Origin of the sequence: Legionella impletisoli (assembly GCF_900639875.1) — a bacterium.
Taxonomy (GTDB): Bacteria; Pseudomonadota; Gammaproteobacteria; order Legionellales; family Legionellaceae; genus Legionella_A; species Legionella_A impletisoli.
The window spans coordinates 13,353-35,940 of the sequence record NZ_CAAAIA010000013.1 but is presented as its reverse complement, the minus strand read 5'-3'; the positions used below and the strand labels follow the sequence as shown (position 1 = coordinate 35,940).

Below are 22,588 nucleotides of genomic sequence, written 5' to 3'. Positions count from 1 at the left end.
TTTAATTATAGGCGTTGTTGATTCATTTTTTGATAGGGAGATTAAGATGAACATTCGAGCAATTGTAATTGCCGGGGCTCTGGCATTAACCCCTCTTAGCAGTATGGCTTTGGGTTGGGACTGGTTTAATGGACAAACGGGACAAACGATAATATCAACTGGAGGTGTATCTGGCTATTATATTGATGGCTATAACATTCCTCGCGAAATATTCTTAGTGGGGGGTGCGCCTGTTGTGGTTGTTGAAGAAAAAGAAGAGGTTAAACATCATTGATCGTCACTAGTAAAGGTCGAGCTTCAGCTCGACCTATTTCATTTTTTGACGAATAAGTTCCATTTTCTGGGCTGTTTCAATTCCGTTCATTGGAAGGCCATTTTTTTGCAATAAACCTAGTTGGATGAGCACGCTGGCTTGATCCCAGTAGATGTGTTCATGCGTTATTTTGCCGTTTGCAAATCCAACAATAACCACCAAGGGAATTTCGACTCGCTTTCCTGTCGGAGGAATGTTAGGTAACATCCATCCAACTTCTGTAGAATGAGTGAATTTTAATATTAACTCATCTACTAACTGGTGGTTATCCACTGTTCTTGATATAGGAACCATTTCAGTATCTGGAGGAAAAAATTTTCCAGGTGGGATTAAGGCGGAGTAAAAATTACGAACACCTTCCAACCCTTCTCCTCCAATCATAGTTGGAATGTTCTGAATATGAGGGTTTGGAGTCATCGTTGCTAGTGTAGATTCTAAATCTTTATTAAGTTCCGCATCAACGTGTTGTTGAAAGGCCTGTAACAATGACGCTTGTTTTTTTTTAGATGCCATAGCCCTATGACTCACATTAGAATATGAAATTTAATTGTGTATCAAAAACTGGTACGCTTCAAATCCCATATGGCGACCACACTTTTTTTCATCGCCCCAAAAAGGGGCTCAATTCAAATTCCTAGGCGAGAACCTAAACGGTATGATTCTAGGCGGGATAGTTAAGCCATAAAGGCATAATTCGATTTAAATAATCTATAAATTTAAATAGCCCAACTCGATACTCTAAGGTGCCAAACTTATCATAATGAGCTTCGGGATAAGCAATACCTAACCCAAACAATCCTGGGGCAATAATTCCGTTATGGGGGTTATAATCTAAACCTTCATAATCATGAATGCGCATGGCACGTTTTTGAAATCCGACCGCATAAATTACTTTATCGCACTCTGGCAAGAACTGAGCGATGTGTTGGGAGCTAGAATAATAACGTGTCAAATTTGGGGGCAAAGTACCATCAATATTTTCTCGTGCCCAGCTTCCTGTAGTCCCTTTTAATCCTGTGTCATCAAATAAGATCCAGTCACCCAAATTCACGGCGTAGCGACAAGGCGTACGATAAAAATTAATAATGTTTTTAACGCCCAGTTCGACTAAGTAACGTATAATTAAGATCGCGGAGTGAGAAGAACCAAACACCCCAATGGTTTCTTTTAAATCGATATGTTGGCTTAGCTTTTGCTTATCAATAGCGATATTAAAAGGAATGACCTCCCTTGTTGGATGAGTCAGCGTTAAGGGTTCTGCACCAAGGGCTAGAATAACGTTCTTTGTTACAAATTGAGTATCTTGAGAATAAAGAGACCAGTTTCTATTGCGTAACTGAATGGACTCAATCCATCGTTTTTTAGTGTGCACCCGTTGTCGCAGTTGCTCAGTCACCCACTGTAAAGGTTCTACTACGGCATTTAACGGGCAGGTTTTTTCAGGATCTAAGTCATTTAATTCAAATCTAATCGACGCTTTTTCATAAGCAAAAGCGTTCACGCCCTTCAAAAAATAAGTAAACCGATTGACTTCTGTGTTGCTGGGAACATTATTCCATTTTTCTCCAAAATCCCCAACGTTAAACTTAGGGTCAATCCAAAGTATATGCTCTGGTTTGATTCCAAAATCCAATAATTTACCCACGGCAACGATACCAGCGGGTCCGGCTCCAATTACCGCCCATGAGTACAAAGCTTCATCCTGATTGTGCATGACGTTAACTACACTTATTTTTGAGTTTTGTAAAAAAAACCACCTATACTTTAATTAGATCGTATCAAAATTCATGCCTTATAGCGGCTATAGGAGAAAATTAATTAATGGTTAATCCAGAATACCTCCAAGTTCAATTAAATTTACGTGATGCTTTGGTTGAACAATTAGCCAGATTAGACGCTATTAAGTTTCCTGTACACTTAAGAAGTCATAACACCCCACGATGGAATAAGCAATTAAGAGCAATCACAACCGAATATCGTAAGCGCATTATCAATGCTCACGATTCTGCAAGTCTATTTATGGCCGGTGCAGACTTACAAAAACAACTTTCAAAATTAACGAATACAGTCCTTGAACAATTAGACCCAAACCTAAGGCTTAAATCATCCGCGGGTAAATTAGATACACTACATGAGATTAATCAAATCAATATTGATTTAAATTTGCAGCTTGCTCAATATGTAGAACCTGTGATTAATACTGCATATGATCTAGATCCGGAAAATTTGCTGTGGCGTGAATTAAGAGCGATCGAATCGAATATTCATATTAATACGGAGTCGCTTGAAGCAAATTTTGGTAGTAATCCTTCAGCGGTGTCTAATACCACCGCTATATTAAATACGAGTAAAGGATTGGTATTGACGGCTTTAGTCAGTGAATCAAACCAGGAAAAAGGCCGTGCTTTAATCCATTCTCTCAGTACCAATCTAACGAGCCACGCTCAGTTAAAACTTGGCGTATCTTTAACGGCTTCTGAAGGCCAGTGCATGCAAGTAGATGCTGGGGGGCTAAATGCATTTGCTGAAATGACACCCTCAAAAGATGAGCTTCTTGCAAGACCTTTAAATGAACGTATTAGTTCAGGAGTTAATCCCAATTCTGGAACAAGTTCAATACTTTCTGTCCCGATACAATTACCTGAAGAAGCGCTAGACAATCGAGAAACGATTAGCGCTCATCTTAGCCAAGAAGGAACGAGCGAACACTACATCAAGGAACTGATGAAAGGCAGCTTGAGTTTTGGTAGTGGCCAACCATCCTACATACCATTTCAATTGGAGCTGATTCATGAACTCATTCATGTACAACATAATGCACAAGGAACCAACATGCGTTATGTTCCGATGGAAAGAAGCGAAAGAAAACTTTGGGGAACTTATGAAGAGTTTCAAACTATCCAGGCGGGTGAAATCAGTGAAGCGGCATTTGCGGTTGAATATGGCACTAAACCAAGAATAAGTCATGGCGGCATTGGTACGGATCTTCTTTTTTCCGCTGCGGAAAGAGACTCAACCAAAACCCTTCAAGAAATCACAGCTCAGCATGAACCAAAGCCCATAACAAGCGAAGTCGCTACAAGTTTCGAACGCTTTAAAGAGACTTATAAAGCGGTAAAAACCGAACAAGACGCTAAAATAGATGAAGTGGAAGAAAACCAAAATACAAAGACCATGCCGCGACCATCGTGACATATTGGCTTAATTTTTTACAAATAGTAAGGTATACTATGGCAAAGATCACACATTCAACGAGTAATAAAAATAGCATGACAATTTACATTTGCACTCCCTTGGCCATTATTTCAGATGATCCTGCACAGTATGAAACGAATGAATTTTTTGATGCCGCCAGTAGGGATTTAACGAATTCAATTGAAAAAAAAGTGTTTACTGATTTTAAAGCCGCGCAAACTTTTTTAAATAAACAAGGTGCGAGATGGTGCATTTATGAAGTGAATCTTCCCTTACCGTACCCACAATTTATGGCTAAGGTTGATTTGAAAAGTCATGAGTTCTCGCCGAAAGATATCACAGCAATTCATTTCCACCCTGCTTTTTCTCTTTTATCGAATGCGGTATTTAACCAGGTCTAGCTGCGGTTTTTTCATGCAGCAATTCATAGTAGGGAGAATTGTTGTGTGATTCAACCGTTTCTTGTTCCTCCACTACTACTTCAACTAAGTCCTTAATATCAGGCCTTTTCTCCATTCGAACCCGTAAGCATGGTCGCAGAGATTCTAGGTTACCATGGAGTAGGTCATGATCGGCTCTCCAAGAAAATAAGCAACCTCCAGTACTTTCGGCAAAAGGATTTAATTCCACAATTCGAATTTGATCGTCTACGACGGCTAAGTCCAAAATATAATCCTTCATGCCAATTTCTGGGTGAGCTTTTTTTGCAAATTCTGTAAGGCGATCATTAAGTGCGTTAAGCACCTCTTGGTTATGTTCATTCGCGGTCAGCGATGGATAGAGACAAGTATGGTTATATTGTGAGATGGCGGTTACTTTCCCTTGATAAACAAATAATCGAAATTCATTTTGCTCTCGTAATGTTGGCTGCCATTCCCTAAGAATGATGCTAGTTGACCATTCATCATCGGGGTTGTCTCGTAAACAAGCCAAAGCCAGTATTAAATCGGTATAAATCCGCTCACTTGTTAAAAGAAGATTCATGACTTGTTGAGGTGTTTGACAATGAAGCGATTTCATTTGCAATTCAGAGAGTTTAATCAGCTTCTCATTTGGATCATCACTCGATTCAAGGGCGGTTTTGTACTTGGATAACAGAGTTTCTGAATCTTCTAAAAGTGGAAGGCCATCTTTCGGTGATCGGTTTGACATCCTTGGAAATACCCCCGATTCATATACTTCCATGGCATGGAGTAGGATTCTTTCAAGTTCTTGTAATTGCTCAATATCTTCCAAGGTAAGTTCTTCTCTATCAAGAAATTTTTGCTGATAAAAATGCACCATAGCACGGGCTGTTTGGGGAGTAATCGGAAGAATCGTGCTAGGAAAGGTATACTCTTTTAATCGAGGATACCAACGATCAAAATCAAAAGGAAAATGAACCGATTTTTTAGCTCGATAGTAATCTACATTAGAAGCACCAAGGCGCTCTCTTTGTTTCGGTTGAGATTGCCCTCTCTCTTTAGGTTTAGAACTAAAAAACGTAGATAGATATTGAAATAATTTCATAATTAATTTTTATACCAAAATTTGCAAATGATCGGCTGTTTCTCTCAATAGTACATCAAGATCTAATGCAATTGCATGCACGCAAGGCATCAATTTAATAATCGAGATATGATTAATAGTTTAGTATAAAAATTTTTTAAATGGGTAAAGAGCCTTTTAAGTATGTGATTTTTAGCCCGTAAAAAGCGTTGCAAATTACGAAAAAATGAGGTTATTACAGGCTGCTATCACTACTTATTTCTTTTAGTTTGCTAGACTCATCACGCTTGCATTCGTTTGGTCATGTTCTGGAAAATAGCGGCTTAAGAATTCACCCACAGTGAGACTCTCACATAATATTAAAGGCGGTTGAGATATTGTTTTTGAAGAGGATGCAAAACCAAAGCGTGCTGGGCATGAAACTTTACGTGCTGAACTAAGCGTTGCTATTTGTTCCTGTGAGAATCCGCAAGCTTCAATTAAACAGGCTTGAAAAGGTCTATCAGGGGCAAATCGTTTAAGTTCTGCAACATATGGCTGAAATTGCGCTCTAACTTCCGTGACATGAACAAATCGTAAAGCAGATTTTTCCCCGGTTTTGGGACATACTACTTCGCGAATGTTATGGTGATGGATACTATAATATTGTTTGCGCTCTGCTAATTTACGTTCAAAATTAAAACCCACTTGCTGAGAGATTTGTGAATTAAAATGAACGATATCTTTAATCATGGCAAGATGAGTATTCGCTGATAAGGCCTCACAGCGCAACCAAGAACGAAATAACACACTTTTAACGTAAGTATTATGATCATCTAGTGCGATACATAAGTCTGTAAGTGTGGAGTATCGCGCATCGGTCAATCGTCCATCACGATCATGAATAATCGTAGTGATATTCCGAATTACCCCGTTAAATTGTTCCGCCGTAATCATCTCCCTTCCTTTTTTGGAGTACCCTCCTTCTTTGCGCAATTCTATATGTGCTGCTTCTTTTACATGGGCGAGGATTAAGTTAGATTGCTCTTCGGTAATTTCATCTTTGCAAATCCCTAATTGAACCACAATATCGGCCAAAGCTTGATAACAAATTTCTTCAATAAGGTTATGTACAAAAAATATATTTTTAGCTTTTTCTATTTCTTCTTGTGAGCATTCAGAACCCAGCGTTTTAGCCCGAGCAGATAATTTTAAAAACGCTTCGTTATAACGTTCGATTCGTTGTTGTTGTGCATCAATGCCAGACTGCAATAACAAGCTCGCGCATTCCCATGCGCCATGCCCTAACAAAACCAAAGCGCCCATAATGGGGTTAACCGTGGCAGCGTAGGCTGCCATGGCACCAAAGGAAGCGCGTGTGTAAAGCGCTGTATTAGGTGTTAGTCTACTGGGCATATAGCGCTTAATATCTACAAAAAAAGGCATGATTCACCTACGTGATGCAAAAAAAATGATGACAAATTATACTGAGCGAATATTAAGGGATCATTAAGGTCTGAAGAATTACTTTCTTAAAAAAAGCGCGTTTATGCTTATCTTTTGCCTAAAAAATGCGTTTTGTGTAAAATCAATTGGCACCAATGTGAAAGGATTTATAATTTTTTTATTTTTGAGTTCATATGCACCCCTCATTACAATTATATTTTGAACGATACTCTTCGAACGACGCTCCCTTTATGCACATGCTATTAAGTCAATGGAGACAAGAACGTCCTTTAGAAGGTATAAAAGTTCTTCACCATGTTCCTGTTGTTACCAATACCTTGCTTAAAATTGCTTGTTTAATTGAAGCGGGTGCAGATGTGACAGTCACGAACCCATCTTTTTTAGAAGCGCATGATGAAGCAGTTTCAGCTCTAAACGATGCTGGTGTTCGTTACGTTACGAACTTGAGATCCCTTTCTGGTGAACCGTTTGATATTTATTTTGATTGCGGCGCAGAGTTATATAAATGTTTAGGCGCTCCTACAATAGGTTCGATTGAATTAACAGGATCAGGTGATGACTATTATCGAAAACAATCGTTGTCTTTTCCTGTAATCAGCATTGATCGCACGCTTACCAAACAATTGGAAACCGTGTTTGGTTGTGCAAAAGGAGTTAGTCAAGCGTTAGAACAACTAACGGGCTTTTCGCAGGCGCAAAAAAATTGGCTCATTTTTGGTTTTGGAAAAATTGGAAGGGGTATTGCTTACTTTGGTAAGCAAAGCAATTCCAACGTTACGATTGTCGACATTTCTCTGAATCAAAGAGAGGCTGCGCGACAGTTAGGTTTAAACGCGGTTGACCCGAACAATAAAAGCCAGTTAAGAACCGCCCTTTTAAATGCTGACTTGGTTATAACTGCAACAGGAGTAGAGAATTTATTGAGCCGATTTCCCTCAGATTGGTTTGAAGACAAGTTTTTGGCGAATATGGGCGTTCTGGATGAGTTTGGGCCTAATTTCAGGCCAGAAGAGGTATTAAACAAGAAATTACCGATAAATTTTGTTTTAAAAGATCCTACGCCAATGCTCTACATAGATCCCGAATTTTACTTACATAATTCGGCTTCTTTGTCTTTATTAAAAGATCAATTAAATCCAGGAGTCCACTCACCAAATTCTGAATTTGACAGAAATCTAATTACACAATGGGCTTTATTTCATCAATTTAATCAAGAGATTATTGCGCGCTGGTTTATTCCATTTAATATTTCTTCAGCTCACGAAGAACACAACACACCTATCCATCCGCTAATGCCAGTTTAACAACATTACCTCGTATCTACGCAAAAAGTCCCGTTCCTGGGTTCTGTTAGAGTAGAATGGTTTCAATGTGTGCATTTTATGTGCCGATCGGGTATAATTGTCATATAGCTATTTTTATTCTTTATCAAACCGTTTGCATTGAAAATGAGCATTAATCTGGGGCAAGGACAAGTAATAGACAACCTAAACCGTTATCTGGAATGGCATAACCTACCTTTGCGTATGAATAAAGAAGGCATTTGCAATGGTCTCGCAATGGTTTATGTAAAATATGTTTTAGAGAATAAAGAAAAAGAATTTTTTGACATGTTAGGGTATATCGCAGGAAAAGAGATAAGTTCAGAAATGGAAATACAGGTCAATCATTTTGTTAATGAAGTCATTTTAAGCTTTATACCCGAGAAATATGACAAAAAATTAAATCAATCAAATGCAATTAAAGCGTTGGCCATAGATAATAAGTCTTTAAAATCTTCCTTTGATTTAGCATTGGTTACAAGTGATGATAATTGGGCAAACATCTTCACATCATTATCCTTGCGTGAGAATGAAGTGATGCGCGTGGCAAGCATCAATCACACCGTGGCGGTAGCAAAAAAAGAAGGGCAGTATATTGTATATGACCCTAATTATTCTTCAGGATTTAAAACCTTTGCAAATGAAAAACAGTTGGTTCAAGAGCTCCATAAAAATGTATTTGAATACAATAGAGGCCCATTAGGTCTGGAAGTGAGCGTGATTTGTCATCCGGATAGCCCAGCTCGCGACTTTCCTAAACTGAAAGAAATTTACCATGCTTACTTAACACATGAAAATATTACCCAAGTTGCCAAAACAGACGGAAAAAAGTTCGATACATTACAAAGAAGCGCTATTTTAAATGATGCAGCTGCTATATCTGAGCTTCTTTCCATTGGTGCCAAAGATGATAATTACCAAGCCGCTGCAGAAGCTGTAATGAGCAATAACCCAGATACCTTACGCGTCTTGCTTGAGAATATTAAAGAACCTAACGTAATTAATGGACTTTTTGTAGCGGCCCTCGAGCATGGACGTAGCGAAACATTTGATGAGTTATTACAACATTCCTTCTCTAGGACGGTTATTGAAAATGCTGCGAAAATGAATTTAAACAAATCGTGGTTGATTAACAAAGCCGCTGAAGGAGGAAATGTTGAAGTTTTACAAAAAACTATCCAGTTATGTCAAACCAATTTAGGCACAGAGGATCTCCTATCGCCCTTCATCCTAGAAAAGCAACCAATGGAGGATGCGATTTGTGCAGCGATACGAGGCGGGGATGTAAAAAGCGTGGAATTGCTAATGGAGCACTTGGAAAAAGAAGGGTTTGATGATCCCATTAGGAATGTCCAATACCTTACCTTGGCTATACGTGAAAATCAGCCTTATATGGTTGCGTTATTACTGAAAAAAATACCAAGCGAATTTGTGCAAACCATCTCAATGACAGCTTCTGCTACTGAAAAAACGGATCTGTTCATCATTCATCAGCTACAAAAGCATGATGTAAATTTTTCAACAACGGCCAAAGCAATTATTGATAAAAAAGAACATCGCCCAGTGGGCATTATATTATCTATTGGGATTATGCTGAATAAGTTTAGTGATTTCTGTAAGGAAAAACTATTGAATAAAGCAGGGGTTGATCACAACGTTCAAGCATGCAAAACAATACAAGCAAAATTAGCTAACATCCAACATGAAGCGCTCGAATCTGAAGAAGAACCTAATTCTGGACTCAGCCCAAAATAAACCTACGTTCTTAGCAAGCATAGGCTAATAAGCGTAGGCTGGGCTGAAAAGCCCAGCACGTTACTTTTTTATTTTATAGATTTACCGTGGCCCTTGGCACCTGGACTCTTCTGTAACGTCTATTAGTATTCACGATGTTCTTGAATGTCACCTTCTTTCGTATGAATAACTAAACGCCCGCCTTTATTATGTAATAGATCTTTCGCTTTCTCGAGCGCTTTTTCTTTAGTATCAAACGTGAAGGAAGCTTGTTCAGCATCGGTTTTTCTGACTGACCAGCCATTCGGATGAGGTAATACATGATATTCAGAGTCCCCTGAACCATTGCCTCGATCTTTAGCGGTTGCTATCGCGATTGAAATGGCTCGGCCTTCTTCATACCCTTCTTTCAGTAATGAATTTGCTATATCAATGGCTTTATTTCGATCCTCGGTGGATAAATTTTTCATCGCATCAGGATAATCACTTTTCGTCCATGGCATTTCTAATTCTCCTTTTCCATTAAAAATCGTTTATTAACAAGATTCCAAACTCATATTCGGTATACATGTTATTTCTCTACCCTAGTGATAAAATTACCTGGGTGGTAAAAGCTTAGTAAAGAATTTACATTTGTAAACCAACCCACCGAAGATGTTTTTATTCATTAGCAAGATAATGGCAGAAAATAAGATTGCCGTAGGCATTTTATGCATCGTATTATCAATTCAAATAGAGAATTCCGCCGATATGGAAGAAGATAACGATGTCTGTGAAAAATAAATGTAATCGATGCGCTTGGGTAAATGATGATCCACTTTATATTTCCTATCATGATACCGAATGGGGAGTGCCAGTATTTGATGATCGGGTGTTATTTGAGTTATTAATATTAGAGGGTATGCAAGCAGGGCTAAGTTGGCTAACCGTGTTAAAAAAACGGGAAAATTTTAGACAATCATTTGATAATTTTAATGCCAAACTTATCGCTCAATATGACCAAAGTAAAATAGAATCGCTGCTTAATAATACCGGTATTATTCGTAATCATTTAAAAATCAATGCAACTATACAAAACGCTAAAGCTTTTTTAGAAATACAAAAGAAATATGGCTCATTTTCAGACTACGTATGGCAGTTTGTAGATGGTAAACCAATCTTAAATAATTGGGAAAATATAGTTAACGTTCCCGCTAAAACCATCATTTCTGATACGATGTCAAACGATTTAAAAAAACAAGGCTTCAAATTTGTTGGGAGCACAATTTGTTATGCCTTCATGCAAGCGGTTGGAATGGTTAACGATCATACGCTGAACTGTTTCCGCCATGGCCAATAAATCCCGATTTTTAGTTTTTTAAATGATTTGATTGACTGAATGTTTATTTGAAAAAATAAAAAATGGATCGATTCGAATGGCACAACACAGTTTAGCGATTAAAAAACACTGGAACATTATTTCCTTTTCGATTCTTTTAATTTTTTTTGTTTCAAGTTCCTTCGCGAAGTCAATTTCAGGAATCGTAATAAGAATTGCTGACGGGGATACTCTGACAATTCTTACCCCAACCAAGAAACAGATAAAGATTAGATTGGCTGAAATAGATGCCCCTGAAAAAGAGCAAGCATTTGGCAATGTATCCCGGCAATCATTAGCGAACATCTGTTATAGAAAAAATGCTGTGGTTATTTATGAAAAAGCTGATCGATACAAAAGAATTCTTGGAAGAGTTTACTGTAATAGCGTAGATGCTAATGCACATCAAGTTCAAAAAGGAATGGCTTGGGTTTATGATAAATATGTAACAGATAATAAATTATATGATTTACAGATTGAGGCCCAACGGTCAAAGAAAGGGCTTTGGGCAGATAAATATGCAATACCCCCCTGGATATTTAGGAAGAAATGAAGCGTCATGCAAAACTTAAACGCTGTTTTTTAAAATGGATTACAACATAGAGTTAACGATGACTCCAAGAAAGATACCGGTCAGTAAAATCAGAAATATACCCACCTTATAAAGAAATGCGAGTATTAAACTAATCAGCATAATAAACGCTGAACCATAATCAAAGGTAGACCAGATAGGTTGATAAGTATCAACGATAAATATTTGAAATTTTTCTACTTTACCAAATAGAGTATTGATGGCAAACCAAAGCGAGAGGTTAAGAATAACACCAACGATTGCTGCTGTAATTGCGGTTAATATCACACGAAGTACTTGGATTTTTCTTAGCTCTTCAATATAAGGTGCACCGACAAATATCCATAAAAAAGAAGGAATAAAAGTAACCCAGGTGGTTATAATTGAGCCAAGAATGCCTGCCAACCAAGGATTCATATCGCCAGCATAACGATAGGCTGCCAGAAATCCTACAAATTGTACTACTTGAATCAGCGGGCCAGGTGTTGTTTCAGCCATACCTAATCCATCTAGCATTTCAACGGGCTTTAACCAACCATATGTTTGCACGGCCTGTTGAGCAATATAAGATAAAACCGCATAAGCTCCTCCAAAACTTAATAAGGCTGTTTTACTGAATAAAAAAGCTTCTTGGGTGAATACATGATGAACACCAGTTATAAGAAAAATAAAAAAAACTGGAAGAAGCCAAATTGCTAACCAAATACTACTGGTTTTTATCAGTTGCATTGTGGAAAGTGAAATTTTATGAAAGTTTTGATTAAGAGTTGTTTTGCTATCAAGATTGAGCGCAAAATTAAATCGATTAAGCAAATAACCAATTAGTGCGGCACCCAGAATAATAATGGGAAAAGGAACATTTAATAAAAACAAAAAAAGAAAAGCAGACAAAGCAATGATGTAATGACTTTCGGATTTTAATGATTTTTGACCAATCCGAATAAGGGCGCTTAAAACAATCGCAATAACGGCTGGTTTAATACCATAAAATAGAACTTGTACCCAATTGGTTGACTGATAGTTTACATACAAGATGCTCAGCAAAAGTATTGACAAAAATCCAGGCAGTACAAATAATGTTCCCGCGACGATACCACCCCTAACGCGATGCAACAACCAACCTATATAGATGATTAATTGATGGGCTTCGGGGCCAGGTAACAGCATGCAATAATTTAATGCGTTTAAAAATTGTTTCTCATCAATCCATTGTTTTTCATCAACCAATAAGCGGTGCATGACTGCAATTTGATTCGCGGGGCCACCAAAGCTATAAGCCGCAACTTGTAAAAAAACAAAGAAGGCTTCTTTAAAAGAGGGACTTTTGTTCATTGACGAAGATAAATAATGTTACATTTTTTAACGTAACATTTTTACCGAATGCCTGCAATTAATTATACTTTGAGATCTATACAAGACCAAATACTCAGCGAGCTAGAGTAGCTGGGATATGGCATCTCATGTTTGGTTTATGAGCGAATAAGGAATAGGAAATACCTGTACCCTTCTTAGTAAGATTGATAAGATATTAAATGCTCGGTTGTAAAAGTCTTAACGGGTGAAAGGTATTCACAGGGTTTAGAATCAAGACGATATCTGGACAACTTAATAAGGGAGAATAATCATGCAAATTACACTTAATCAGCCGGTCAAAACAATAGGTCCTATTTTTCTATGTAACACAGAGGCAGATATTGTAATTAATGCAGAACTATTAGCAGAGCAGGGTAGGATTTATATTCTTGGTCGGTCTGTTACGATTAATGCACCAATTCGTAGTAAAGCAGAAGTTAAGATTTGCGGCACCGAAGAGGGTGAGACGCTCAATATTGATAAATTAGATATAACTGGGGCAGCAGTGACTATTGGCTCTGCACATTTTCCTTCTCCATTCATGCGTGGTGAACATATTACGGATAATATTCATCATGCTATCGAACGACTTGAATCATCAAAAAATATATTTAGCCCTTAGCCAATCTGGATCCTGAGGTCGCAAGCATGACTTGATTAAAGGTTCTATCAGGTTACAATTGCTATTCCCCTCCCCTAGAATCCTCTTCATCCGATGTGTCTATAGAATTAGCGCCATTTGTTTCAGAGGATTCATCCGTCGTTTTATTTTTTTCTTTCTTGGTTGTTGATTGGGTTGCTTTAGTGGGCTTACCCTGCGGTACTGGCTGGGCCGTTGTTGGTTCAGGCACAAGCTCTTGAGCTGCAGGCTTTCCGGGAGCAGGTTTGGATGGCTCTAGTGTTTCTTCGATAGCTTGTGGAGGCGCTGCTGGATCGGGTTCTTTTTTCTCGACAGGTGGTAGAGCTTCAATGGAGGGTTCTTCCTTAGCAGGCGGTTGGGCTGTAGGTTGGCTCGTTACGGCCGGAGATTCTTCAAGCGGCGCTTGAATGACTTCCTCTGATGGAGTTGGGGTCGACTCGGGTTGTGGTTTTGTAACAGCAGGTGCTGTTGTTTCAGGCGCCGTTTGCGGCTCAACAATCCCAGGCTCTAAAGGAATAGATTCTGGCTGTCCAGCTTCTGGTATCGTCATTTGTGCAGCAGTTGGCTTCGCTGGCTTAGTTTCTTCTGCCACAGGGACCACTGTTTCGGTAGATTTCTCTGCGGTGTTTTTGTTTTGTAATTTCTTCATGTTGACTGATGATAAAGGCACGCCTGGATTTTGTTCTAATAATTTTTCAGTTTCCGAAAAGGGAACTGGGGGAGGAGGTGGTTCGTTTTTCACAACAATAGAACGTTGAGTGATTTCTTCTGGGGGCGCGCTTGCAGCGGTATTAGTACCTAAAACGCTGGTGGATTCTGGAGCTACCGGAGCCACTTGTGATTTTGGGGCGCTGGTTAAAACTTCAGCCGATAAAGGAGTAATAGATGTCATAACTGGTTCAGATTGAACGAATACCTCCGCTGGAACAGCTGTGACTGCGGTGGGGGTCGTAGCGTTCTGATACGTTAGTGTGGACGGCGGATTATTATAAATGTTAATCACGTCGGCTTGATTAATGATGGTATTGCTGGTGTTAACTTGAATAAAATAGTTCTGGCTGACTTCATAGGGTGGGATATAGACTTCCCCGGGGCCTAAAGGGAACCATGCTACACCGGGCACACCAGAAGAAAGCTGCAACGGAGAGCTGCTATCGCCAACGAAGACTACTAATGCAGGAGCATAGACAACTTCTTCAACGATGGGGCCAGGAACCCACCCCCACTCTTCTTCGATGTATACCCAACGTCCATAATGAAAAGGAGCAAATCCCCAGGGTTGGTCATCCACCCATGTCCAACCCCATCCGCTGATCCAAGTCCATTGCCCCATACGATAGGGAGCCCAATTGGCAGGGACTTTATCAGGCGTCCAAATCTTTCCATAGCGTTTAACAGTTTTCCATTGGCCATACTCAACGAGTGCTTCGTGTCCAATCAAACTGGGGGAAACATGTTTAGCAGCGGCAGATTGTTGTAATCGTTTTACCCGTTCCATACTCCATTGGGCAAAGGTATCCAACTTACCTATTTTAGCGCAGCTAAATGGGGATAAGTTCGTTCCGGTAAAACGGCAAGTATACCCCGATTGAATTTCATAATTTGCATGACTTCCGAACGCCTTTCCTGAACCTTTTATGACGCTAATCTGGGTACTGTTTAGAAGAACATCCACCCGATAAGTGCCTGGTTTACTCATTACAAAAGCAAGATTTGGGGTATCGATTTCATAGGTTTGACCGGATTTTAGATTCAATAGCTGTAATATTAAGGTCCCTTGAGAGATTTGTAACTGCTTGATCGTGTGAGTGAGATTGGTAATTTTTAAGCTTGTTTGTCCTGCCATATGAATTAAAGCATTAGGAAGTTGTAGTTCGACTTTCGCTCCGGTTTCAGACCAGAGACGATCACTTGTGATCAACGGTCGATTAAGTTTGGGCTTGACCCATTTGTTTTCTCCAGCAGGCAAAAAGCTGACAGGGCCTTCTGTAAAACTGAGCCTGGCTACTTCTCCCGGATCGTCTGCATAGGCTGTTAAGGAAATGGTTGAGATGATTATTGACAAAAGATAGGTAGCTAAGTAATTGACAATGCGGTTCATCATCGTGGCATCCTTATCACGTATGGCATGGTTACATTAAATTTTGCGGGCTCGGTTCGCTTTGCCCACCTTTTAGCAAAGCGGCATCATGAAAATTCGAGGCGCCCATTCCTGGAAGAGTACAGATGAATTTTGTAACTATAGCAGAAATTTATGAATTGCCTCAGAAAATCTTACCTAAAATTCTGAAAAGCTATTTTGTTTGCAACCAGTGTAAAAAAATTTCATCATGATTTTTCTTTAAGTCAGCTAAAATTTCTTGATTCCGATTTATCCAATCATGTAATCGTTCATTTTGGTAATATAATAAAATGTGTGGATGTAGATAGCTTTTTTGGCATATGTTCGGGGTATGACCTAGTTTTTTTGCCACTTGTTTTATAATTTCGGTCATTTGATTTTGAGTAATTGATTTATTTTTTATTAAAGTTTGTATTATGCCCATAAAAAATTCTCGCGATGCCGCCCAGGTTCGAAAATCTTTTGCTGTGAACGGTTTTTGGGTTAGAGCATGTAAAAACCCATTCACATCTTGGGAGCTTATTACATGAAGCTTGTTTGTTTCATCTAGGTATTTGAATAACTCATAACCAGGTAATTCATTGCATTTTTTTAAGAGCCGAATCATTTTTTTGTTTTTTAGAAGAATATGCCACATTTTCGAATTTTTTCCTTTAAAATCAAGCGCAACCTGTTTTTCATCAAGCGATAAATGCTTTTTACGTAAGGTGGTTATGCCAAAAGATTGGTTCTCTTTGGAATAGAGGGGGTTCCCGATCCGAACACTAAATTTATCTAAAAGATATGTAATCGCGCAGATGATTTGTAATTTATTAATGGTAATTGATTTATTAAGCTCTTTGTGAATGAAATCACGTATGGTCGGTAATAGAGATCCAAATGCAGGCATTAGGTCAAATTTCTGTTTTTTCCGCATTTTTTTCCATAAAGGATGATAAATATATTGCTTTCGACCCTTTTTATCTATTCCTGTGGCTTGAAGATGACTGTTTTCAAAAGGAGAAATCCAAACATTTTTATATGCCGGGGGTATGGCTAGATTTGTAATGCGCTTCAAACGTTTTGGCTTTTTTATATGCTGGCCATCCAAATCATAATAAGCAAACCCCTTCCCGCACTTTTTCCTGGAAAAGCCAGGATGATGATCGTTGATGTACCTTAAAGAAGCTTGGCGTGCAATTTTTTCACATTCCTCTTCCGTGTACAGTGAGAGACTCATCTTTTTCTCAACCAAATTTTAAACTTAAGCTGTTCTTAGAGAGTATAGCTCTCATGCAAGCAAGTGTAGGCTGGGCTGATAAGCATGAGTTAAGGCATCAATTCGTTGAATAAGCAAATTACTGTTTCTATGTTGCAGATTCACAGTAAAAAAATAAGTGGCCCCTGGCACGAGAACTCTTCTGTAATGCATCAGGTTGGTTTCTTATTATTCCTTTTTTTGGTATTTATAACGAAAGTGTGAATGGAATTCAATAGGGTGTGCTGGGCTTTTCAGCCCAGCCTAGGCTTGCTAGAAACCTTAGCAAAATTAAGGGATAAGGGCATTCTTGTGGAAGCAGAGTTTTCTAGCAAGAAAAATGAAATATTAAATGAAAAAAATGAAACACTTCCACAACAACTTAATTTATTTTAATTGCCTCTCCAAATTTTCCATTATTTCCATAAAAACCTAAATTTCCATTGTCTTCAATTATGTAATACTCACCATGTGTATTGTTATCGTCATACCGGATTTTTCCATTCTGGCTAGATTTAACCACTTTTTCATCTGAAATACTCTTATCCGGAAAAACCGTTTTGATCCTAAAATCCCCATTATCAGATTTATATAACGTTATTATTGCTCCCATGAGGGTTTGTTCGCTTTTCCACTGCCCCAAAATAGAATTGTTTGTCGCAGATAATTTTTGTATTGATAGATCTTCTTCTGCTGTTGAGCCGAAAATGTCAACTTCAAGATCAGGAGTGAAATGAGTAGTTGCCCAGGCCACGCTGCCTATCTTCATATTGGATGTATAATAAAAAGTCCATAGTCGATAGCAATGAGGTCTTTCTGCTTTTAATTGCTTGCCTATTTTTATTAATTTTGTCTTTGTGATTTTTTGGCTCAATACAATAGTCACATTGCACTTTTTAAGTGCTTTATTATAAACATCCTTTACCACTTTATATTTCAATGTTTGTGTGCTTTTTGAACTAATTTCTTTCGGTCTTTTTTCTAGCTCTTTAATACAATTATCTTTATCTTGTTGATTTTCGTATGCGTTGCAAATCTTTAAGTCCATTTCACTTAAGGCAAGTACATTTCCAAAACAAATAAAGAGGATAAATAGCAGTATGGGTCTTATATAAAATCGTCCTGTCATTTTGATATTCCTCTTTTTTTACTTCTTAATTAAGATCGATTCAACTAGCCGTTTAAAAAGGCTTTATTTTGCAAAAATCGCCATTCTTTTTTAGCTCACATTTTAAATTAAAATTTTGAAATGCTGAGACTGGATCAATATCCTCTAAAGCATCGAAATTTAATTGTTGCCACTGATTTCTGTCTATTACTGCAGAAACTATATAAACATCTTCAATATCGCCAGTACTTTTATTTGAGCGTTGAGTGTAACCGGATAAGGTAACCTTCCCAAGTGTTGGTAATGCTGTAAAAGAAAGGCCGGCGATCCTGAATAATATTGAGAAAATACACTGCTGGTAATCGGTTTTAGTTTCTTTTGCACTTTTTTCTTTAATACTTAGCTTAAGCCCTCTTTCAATTGCGTTCGCTTCCTTATTTGGTATGTCTTCTATCTCTGGCAAATCAATATCTATCGATAATTCATCACCAGAGTTATTGATCTCAAATGAAAGATAAGTTTCTTTTTCCCATTGAATTTCATTCATTAAATGCTGTAATGTTTTTTCCATTGCATCAACATACCCTGTTTGTGCTTGATACAATTGCTCAAGATATCCTTTTTTTTGGGCTAGATAGGATTGCCATTGTTTATTCCAATCTGCCAGTTCTTTATCATAAGCTTGTTGCAATCTTGCATTTTTATTATCAATGTAGCTATCTAATCGCAGCAGCTTGGAAAAAAAACCTTTCTTTTTTAGCCTTGGCAAATCAGGTTTAGGAATTGTGAAATCTGAAACTTTAAATAAACTATCATCCGGTTTTGGTGTTAAACGATGCTGGTTAATGCTCAATTGTAACTCTTGATTGAAACGTTCAGCGTAGTCTTCTAAAAATGAGAAGATTTCATGTCGATTGTATTTTTTAACCTTTCTTTCTGCAGTGCCGGATAATGTATATCCATCTTCATCGAGGATTAGCAAATCATAGTTATCGTCTATAGCCAATTTGAAAAAATTATCTCCAGTTTTACATTGACTTTGAGATGCCATACGACCCTGATTATCCATTAATTTAGTACGATAAGACAGGCCTGTTCCTCTCAATCCAACATTCCCATATACCCCCTGTCTTCCTAAACCTAAAGAAAAACCACGCGGTCCAACAGTGGTACTGATTCCACGTTTGCCAAAATTTATACGAAATCCCGGAAATAACGTTATCCTTTTTGAAAACCGACTACCCAAATTAAATTCCTTCTCGATGCGATATATTTGTTAATTATAGTAAAGCATCAACAAGATAATGATATTCATGAATAAAGCTGATAAGTTAAAAATTACAGATCATAATCTATTGAAATCTATGGCAAATTTAAAAAATATTGTTGAAGACTCAAATACGTTAGCAGGCAGATTATTTGATATCATCATTCAATCACTGATCGTACTGTCTTTGATTACCTTTTCAGTCGAAACTTTCCCTAACTTGTCTGAGAACTCAAGATTTATTTTAAAGATTATTGAAATCATTACCGTTTTAATTTTCACCTTGGAGTATGGATTACGTATTTATGTTGCCAGCGATAAAAAAACTTATATTTTTTCATTTTTTGGGATTGTCGATTTATTAGCTATTCTTCCCTTTTATCTATCCATAGGTATCGACTTGCGTTCAATAAGAGCCTTTAGGCTGTTGCGTTTGGTAAGAATTTTTAAATTAGCTCGATATAATGCGGCTGCCAAGAGAATTCATCAGGCATTTATAATCGCCAAAGAAGAACTCGCTCTATTTTTATCCGCAGCTTTAATTATTCTTTTTCTTGCAGGGGTTGGTATTTATTATTTTGAAAACCAAGCCCAGCCCGAAACTTTCAGTTCTGTTTTTCATAGTTTATGGTGGGCCGTAGCCACTTTAACAACCGTTGGTTATGGAGATATTTACCCTATTACAGTTGGTGGGAAAATATTTACTTTTTTTGTTTTAGTTGTTGGGTTAGGTGTCGTTGCGGTTCCTGCTGGAATGGTTGCATCTGCCTTGTCAAAAGCAAGAGAAATGGAGTCTCAAGAAAGCACAAAAGAGTAGCAAGCGTAGGCTGGGCTGAAAAGCCCAGCACGTTATTCTCCAAATTTCAAAGGTTTAAAATTATCATTGTAAGTCCAGTTTTGGCTTAAGATGCCTTTATTGATAAAACGGTGGATACTAGAGTATTTCCAATCCGAGGGCTTAAGAACATGGCCGTGTTTGACAGGATTAAAATGAATATAATTGATGTGGTGTTCATAATCGCATGAGTCTTGAATGACATGTTCCCAATATCGCCTTTGCCAGATACCACGTTCACGTTTGTTTTTCCGAGATTGAGATACATCTTCCTTATGTTCAATTTGTCTGGAAAAGGTAGATTTTATTAAGCTCAGACGAGCAGGGTAGTTCATGTCGTTTTCAGGCAAGGTCATCACGATGTGCCAATGGTCTGGCATGATGACAATGGCGTCTATATAAAAAGGGTGTTTTTGCTGTACTTTTTTAAAAGCAAACCTTAAGGCATCAATTCGTTGAATAAGCAAATTACTGTTTCTATGTTGCAGATTCACAGTAAAAAAATAAGTGGCCCCAGGCACGAGGACTCTTCTGTAACGCATAAGGTTGGTTTCTTATTATTCCGTTTTGGGTGTTTATAACGAATGTGTGAATGGAATTCAATAGGGTGTGCTGGGCTTTTCAGCCCAGCCTACGCTTGCTGAAGGGTTTCATCGAAAGATGAAATTGATTCAACGAAGGGCTTATGGATTTAGAAATTTTGAAAACTATAGATTAAGAGTTAGAGTGCTGTGCAGATGAGTAAAGTGCCCCCGGATTTGGGGAAGAGCCAATTTGATGTTTTGATGAATCGAGCTAGAAGCCTGGTGGGATTTGGCTCCCCGGGACGGGCTCGAACCGCCGACCTAATGATTAACAGTTATACGCGAACTATAAATCATAATCAACCTCAGTCAATAAAAACAAATAAATCAAAAGGTTATTGAAATACACTTGTTCATGGTTATTGTCATTTTCTGCTATCTATTGTGGTTTAGTGCCCCACCAGTGTCCCAAATTAGCCAGTTAATATTTCGCTTTTATGAACGTGATGATGTAAAATATTTGCTCATTGGTATTTAAAGAGCACTATGCGCAATTATTTGTTTCATAGATTAATCATCTTTTTTAGTTTTTGGATGAGTTATTCTCCCATACATTCAGAAACCATTACTTCAATTACAACCAATAATTACAAGATTGATGAACGTTACACCGTCAATGGCAGAAGCGATATTATGGAAAAAACGTGGCAAGATGTTTGTAAAGCATTAGGTATGAAGCCAACCGATATTCCAGGTGGAGAATTTTGCGTGAATCCCTCTGGGAATGCTGTATATGTGCAAAGTGGCGATCTTTGCGCTGATGGCTCTTTTAAAATTCCACTGGGTGCGCATTGGTGCGAGGCTCCAGTACCCTCTTGCCCTAACGCCTCATGGACATTATCAAACGATCAGAAAACATGCTCAAGGCCTGATTTTTCGTGCTGGATAAAAATTGATAGTGTTTCTGAAGAAAAGCTTTTAGCTGCTATTGCCTATGGGGAATCTTCGACTATGGATAATTATGAAGAGATGGCAGGTATTGCTTATGCGGTTATTAGAAGAAGGAATGCGGCTCGAAAATCATCTGTTGCATCATTACTTAAAGCATTTCCTTCGTTTTCATATGTTATTTCTGATGGTAACTATCGCTTTAGAAAACTGATGTGCTCGGATATAGAAGAAAATTTTGAGAAACCTTACCATGCTGCCAGAAATGCACTTTATAATGGTTTTGATTACGCCAATGGAGGATGCTTTTGGGATGGGTATGACTTAAAAACAAGCGGAAAACAGCATTATAAATACCAACATGGATTTAAATTTACCAGCCCAAGCCATAATTTATTTTCTATTAATGAACCACCACACAGACGAAAAGAAACGGATTTAGGCTCATACGATCATGAGTATGATTCAACAGCCGCTTATGGTAAAACGATATTTTGGAAACTTAACAAAGAATTTTTAAAAGCTAAGAGGAAAAAGCAATGTCAATAATTAGAGTTGTTACAGGATGTTTGTGTGCATTTTTCATTCAATCTTTGTTTGCAGAACCACCCTTTGAAGTTTTAAGATCTTGTATTGATGAAAAGCCTAAGAACTCATCAGTGAGCCTGTTAGAGATCAATAATGGATATTACCAGTCTGAAGTTGAAGATAAGTGTGAAAATCAATATGAGATTAAATTTAATAAAAAGATTTTTGGTTCAGTTACATGCAATGAGACGCCTTATTTATTAATAAATAATCAAAAGATTAATTTAACAAAAGCTATCAATAAGTCCGTTAACCCAGAAATCAAACCAGGTATCCTCTACCCAACGGATACCTCTTGGTTAAAGATTGACTTTAAAAATCAATCCTTTTTATGTCTCAATGGACCTATTTCTTTATCAGGCACAGGCTCAAACATAGGCCAGTATTACATTATTGAAAATGCGTTTTCTGATAATAGCGAGCCTGTTATTTATTTTTATTTCTTGAATAAAGACGTTGCACCCTTAACAAGCGCTCATTTTTAACTGACTTTTGAATATACAGGCTCCATATATATCTACTTAAAAGTTGAAAGGTTAC

Annotated in this window: 22 protein-coding genes and 1 pseudogene; 12 read left to right on the top strand and 11 right to left on the bottom strand. The window is 37.9% G+C overall.

Features of this window, described 5'->3' with window-relative positions; all coding sequences use genetic code 11:
* Positions 1–46: 46 nt before the first annotated feature.
* Complete coding sequence (locus E1O41_RS11120; protein WP_131777406.1) at positions 47–274, top strand: hypothetical protein; 228 nt, start codon at positions 47–49, stop codon at positions 272–274.
* 33 nt (positions 275–307) lie between these two features.
* On the opposite strand, the gene E1O41_RS11115 is transcribed toward E1O41_RS11120, so the two are convergent.
* Together E1O41_RS11115 and E1O41_RS11110 are read right to left on the bottom strand one after the other, a co-directional pair.
* Positions 308–826, bottom strand: a complete 519-nt coding sequence (locus tag E1O41_RS11115; protein WP_131777405.1) for an ester cyclase — start codon at positions 824–826, stop codon at positions 308–310.
* A gap of 148 nt (positions 827–974) precedes the next feature.
* On the bottom strand, positions 975–2,027 hold the full coding sequence (locus E1O41_RS11110) for a pyridine nucleotide-disulfide oxidoreductase (RefSeq protein ID WP_131777404.1): 1,053 nt from the start codon (positions 2,025–2,027) through the stop codon (positions 975–977).
* Between the two features lie 107 nt (positions 2,028–2,134).
* On the opposite strand from E1O41_RS11110, the gene E1O41_RS11105 reads away from it, so the two are divergent.
* Positions 2,135–3,505 carry a hypothetical protein gene (locus E1O41_RS11105; RefSeq protein ID WP_131777403.1) on the top strand — a complete coding sequence of 457 codons (1,371 nt, stop codon included), beginning with the start codon at positions 2,135–2,137 and terminating at the stop codon, positions 3,503–3,505.
* Positions 3,506–3,543: 38 nt separating this feature from the next.
* On the top strand, positions 3,544–3,909 hold the full coding sequence (locus E1O41_RS11100; protein WP_131777402.1) for a hypothetical protein: 366 nt from the start codon (positions 3,544–3,546) through the stop codon (positions 3,907–3,909).
* On the opposite strand, the gene E1O41_RS11095 is transcribed toward E1O41_RS11100, so the two are convergent.
* Together E1O41_RS11095 and E1O41_RS11090 are read right to left on the bottom strand one after the other, a co-directional pair.
* The gene (locus E1O41_RS11095; RefSeq protein WP_131777401.1) at positions 3,896–5,017 is read right to left on the bottom strand and encodes an ATP-grasp domain-containing protein; all 1,122 of its coding nucleotides are present in this window, start codon (positions 5,015–5,017) and stop codon (positions 3,896–3,898) included. The genes E1O41_RS11100 and E1O41_RS11095 overlap by 14 nt on opposite strands.
* A 243-nt stretch (positions 5,018–5,260) precedes the next feature.
* Positions 5,261–6,421, bottom strand: coding sequence for a hypothetical protein (locus E1O41_RS11090; protein ID WP_131777400.1), 1,161 nt, complete (start codon positions 6,419–6,421; stop codon positions 5,261–5,263).
* 194 nt (positions 6,422–6,615) lie between these two features.
* On the opposite strand from E1O41_RS11090, the gene E1O41_RS11085 reads away from it, so the two are divergent.
* Positions 6,616–7,746 (top strand): adenosylhomocysteinase, encoded by a 1,131-nt coding sequence (locus E1O41_RS11085; RefSeq protein WP_131777399.1) that lies wholly within the window; start codon positions 6,616–6,618, stop codon positions 7,744–7,746.
* Between the two features lie 144 nt (positions 7,747–7,890).
* Entirely contained in the window at positions 7,891–9,519 is a 1,629-nt protein-coding gene (locus E1O41_RS11080; protein ID WP_131777398.1) for a YopT-type cysteine protease domain-containing protein, read from the top strand.
* 122 nt (positions 9,520–9,641) lie between these two features.
* On the opposite strand, the gene E1O41_RS11075 is transcribed toward E1O41_RS11080, so the two are convergent.
* Positions 9,642–10,001, bottom strand: a complete 360-nt coding sequence (locus tag E1O41_RS11075) for a DUF2188 domain-containing protein (protein ID WP_131777397.1) — start codon at positions 9,999–10,001, stop codon at positions 9,642–9,644.
* A 263-nt stretch (positions 10,002–10,264) separates the two neighbouring features.
* Between E1O41_RS11075 and E1O41_RS11070 the strand changes: the two genes are divergently transcribed.
* Positions 10,265–10,837, top strand: coding sequence for a DNA-3-methyladenine glycosylase I (locus tag E1O41_RS11070; RefSeq protein ID WP_131777396.1), 573 nt, complete (start codon positions 10,265–10,267; stop codon positions 10,835–10,837).
* A 76-nt stretch (positions 10,838–10,913) separates the two neighbouring features.
* Positions 10,914–11,408 (top strand): thermonuclease family protein, encoded by a 495-nt coding sequence (locus E1O41_RS11065; protein WP_131777395.1) that lies wholly within the window; start codon positions 10,914–10,916, stop codon positions 11,406–11,408.
* A gap of 39 nt (positions 11,409–11,447) precedes the next feature.
* On the opposite strand, the gene chrA is transcribed toward E1O41_RS11065, so the two are convergent.
* Positions 11,448–12,758, bottom strand: a complete 1,311-nt coding sequence (chrA, locus tag E1O41_RS11060; RefSeq protein WP_131777394.1) for a chromate efflux transporter — start codon at positions 12,756–12,758, stop codon at positions 11,448–11,450.
* Positions 12,759–13,050: 292 nt separating this feature from the next.
* Between chrA and E1O41_RS11055 the strand changes: the two genes are divergently transcribed.
* A complete protein-coding gene (locus tag E1O41_RS11055) occupies positions 13,051–13,401 on the top strand; it encodes a hypothetical protein (RefSeq protein WP_131777393.1) in 351 nt (116 codons plus the stop codon).
* Positions 13,402–13,462: 61 nt separating this feature from the next.
* Here the strand turns inward: E1O41_RS11055 and E1O41_RS11050 are convergent, their stop codons facing one another.
* The 4 genes from E1O41_RS11050 to E1O41_RS11030 all read right to left on the bottom strand — a co-directional run bounded on the left by E1O41_RS11050 (position 13,463) and on the right by E1O41_RS11030 (position 19,132).
* Positions 13,463–15,523 carry a DUF6600 domain-containing protein gene (locus E1O41_RS11050; RefSeq protein ID WP_131777392.1) on the bottom strand — a complete coding sequence of 687 codons (2,061 nt, stop codon included), beginning with the start codon at positions 15,521–15,523 and terminating at the stop codon, positions 13,463–13,465.
* A gap of 190 nt (positions 15,524–15,713) precedes the next feature.
* The gene (locus E1O41_RS11045) at positions 15,714–16,760 is read right to left on the bottom strand and encodes a DNA topoisomerase IB (RefSeq protein ID WP_131777391.1); all 1,047 of its coding nucleotides are present in this window, start codon (positions 16,758–16,760) and stop codon (positions 15,714–15,716) included.
* Between the two features lie 400 nt (positions 16,761–17,160).
* Positions 17,161–17,907 carry a hypothetical protein gene (locus tag E1O41_RS11035; RefSeq protein WP_131777390.1) on the bottom strand — a complete coding sequence of 249 codons (747 nt, stop codon included), beginning with the start codon at positions 17,905–17,907 and terminating at the stop codon, positions 17,161–17,163.
* 52 nt (positions 17,908–17,959) lie between these two features.
* On the bottom strand, positions 17,960–19,132 hold the full coding sequence (locus E1O41_RS11030; protein ID WP_165481184.1) for a DUF4236 domain-containing protein: 1,173 nt from the start codon (positions 19,130–19,132) through the stop codon (positions 17,960–17,962).
* Positions 19,133–19,199: 67 nt separating this feature from the next.
* Between E1O41_RS11030 and E1O41_RS11025 the strand changes: the two genes are divergently transcribed.
* Positions 19,200–19,970, top strand: coding sequence for an ion transporter (locus E1O41_RS11025; protein WP_207384525.1), 771 nt, complete (start codon positions 19,200–19,202; stop codon positions 19,968–19,970).
* Between the two features lie 32 nt (positions 19,971–20,002).
* Here E1O41_RS11025 and E1O41_RS11020 read toward each other — a convergent pair whose 3' ends face one another.
* Positions 20,003–20,530 (bottom strand): REP-associated tyrosine transposase, encoded by a 528-nt coding sequence (locus tag E1O41_RS11020; protein WP_131777388.1) that lies wholly within the window; start codon positions 20,528–20,530, stop codon positions 20,003–20,005.
* Between the two features lie 97 nt (positions 20,531–20,627).
* Between E1O41_RS11020 and E1O41_RS11015 the strand changes: the two are divergent.
* The 3 genes and pseudogenes from E1O41_RS11015 to E1O41_RS11005 form a co-directional block, all read left to right on the top strand.
* Positions 20,628–20,729: pseudogene (locus E1O41_RS11015) on the top strand (transposase); the annotation flags it as partial.
* Positions 20,730–21,058: 329 nt separating this feature from the next.
* Positions 21,059–22,009 (top strand): hypothetical protein, encoded by a 951-nt coding sequence (locus tag E1O41_RS11925; protein WP_229669388.1) that lies wholly within the window; start codon positions 21,059–21,061, stop codon positions 22,007–22,009.
* Positions 22,000–22,533, top strand: coding sequence for a hypothetical protein (locus E1O41_RS11005; protein WP_131777387.1), 534 nt, complete (start codon positions 22,000–22,002; stop codon positions 22,531–22,533). Before E1O41_RS11925 ends, E1O41_RS11005 begins: the two co-directional genes overlap by 10 nt.
* Positions 22,534–22,588: the final 55 nt, after the last annotated feature.

What these genes read in the sequence shown, in the direction of transcription:
- E1O41_RS11100 (WP_131777402.1), top strand. Translation starts at nt 3,544, where the DNA reads ATGGCAAAGATCACACATTCAACGAGTAATAAAAATAGCATGACAATT.
- E1O41_RS11020 (WP_131777388.1), bottom strand. Translation starts at nt 20,530, where the DNA reads ATGCGTTACAGAAGAGTCCTCGTGCCTGGGGCCACTTATTTTTTTACT.
- E1O41_RS11120 (WP_131777406.1), top strand. Translation starts at nt 47, where the DNA reads ATGAACATTCGAGCAATTGTAATTGCCGGGGCTCTGGCATTAACCCCT.
- E1O41_RS11075 (WP_131777397.1), bottom strand. Translation starts at nt 10,001, where the DNA reads ATGCCATGGACGAAAAGTGATTATCCTGATGCGATGAAAAATTTATCC.
- E1O41_RS11105 (WP_131777403.1), top strand. Translation starts at nt 2,135, where the DNA reads ATGGTTAATCCAGAATACCTCCAAGTTCAATTAAATTTACGTGATGCT.
- E1O41_RS11095 (WP_131777401.1), bottom strand. Translation starts at nt 5,017, where the DNA reads ATGAAATTATTTCAATATCTATCTACGTTTTTTAGTTCTAAACCTAAA.
- E1O41_RS11090 (WP_131777400.1), bottom strand. Translation starts at nt 6,421, where the DNA reads ATGCCTTTTTTTGTAGATATTAAGCGCTATATGCCCAGTAGACTAACA.
- E1O41_RS11080 (WP_131777398.1), top strand. Translation starts at nt 7,891, where the DNA reads ATGAGCATTAATCTGGGGCAAGGACAAGTAATAGACAACCTAAACCGT.
- E1O41_RS11065 (WP_131777395.1), top strand. Translation starts at nt 10,914, where the DNA reads ATGGCACAACACAGTTTAGCGATTAAAAAACACTGGAACATTATTTCC.
- E1O41_RS11050 (WP_131777392.1), bottom strand. Translation starts at nt 15,523, where the DNA reads ATGATGAACCGCATTGTCAATTACTTAGCTACCTATCTTTTGTCAATA.
- E1O41_RS11055 (WP_131777393.1), top strand. Translation starts at nt 13,051, where the DNA reads ATGCAAATTACACTTAATCAGCCGGTCAAAACAATAGGTCCTATTTTT.
- chrA (WP_131777394.1), bottom strand. Translation starts at nt 12,758, where the DNA reads ATGAACAAAAGTCCCTCTTTTAAAGAAGCCTTCTTTGTTTTTTTACAA.
- E1O41_RS11925 (WP_229669388.1), top strand. Translation starts at nt 21,059, where the DNA reads ATGCGCAATTATTTGTTTCATAGATTAATCATCTTTTTTAGTTTTTGG.
- E1O41_RS11005 (WP_131777387.1), top strand. Translation starts at nt 22,000, where the DNA reads ATGTCAATAATTAGAGTTGTTACAGGATGTTTGTGTGCATTTTTCATT.
- E1O41_RS11085 (WP_131777399.1), top strand. Translation starts at nt 6,616, where the DNA reads ATGCACCCCTCATTACAATTATATTTTGAACGATACTCTTCGAACGAC.
- E1O41_RS11025 (WP_207384525.1), top strand. Translation starts at nt 19,200, where the DNA reads ATGAATAAAGCTGATAAGTTAAAAATTACAGATCATAATCTATTGAAA.
- E1O41_RS11045 (WP_131777391.1), bottom strand. Translation starts at nt 16,760, where the DNA reads ATGAGTCTCTCACTGTACACGGAAGAGGAATGTGAAAAAATTGCACGC.
- E1O41_RS11035 (WP_131777390.1), bottom strand. Translation starts at nt 17,907, where the DNA reads ATGACAGGACGATTTTATATAAGACCCATACTGCTATTTATCCTCTTT.
- E1O41_RS11070 (WP_131777396.1), top strand. Translation starts at nt 10,265, where the DNA reads ATGTCTGTGAAAAATAAATGTAATCGATGCGCTTGGGTAAATGATGAT.
- E1O41_RS11110 (WP_131777404.1), bottom strand. Translation starts at nt 2,027, where the DNA reads ATGCACAATCAGGATGAAGCTTTGTACTCATGGGCGGTAATTGGAGCC.
- E1O41_RS11115 (WP_131777405.1), bottom strand. Translation starts at nt 826, where the DNA reads ATGGCATCTAAAAAAAAACAAGCGTCATTGTTACAGGCCTTTCAACAA.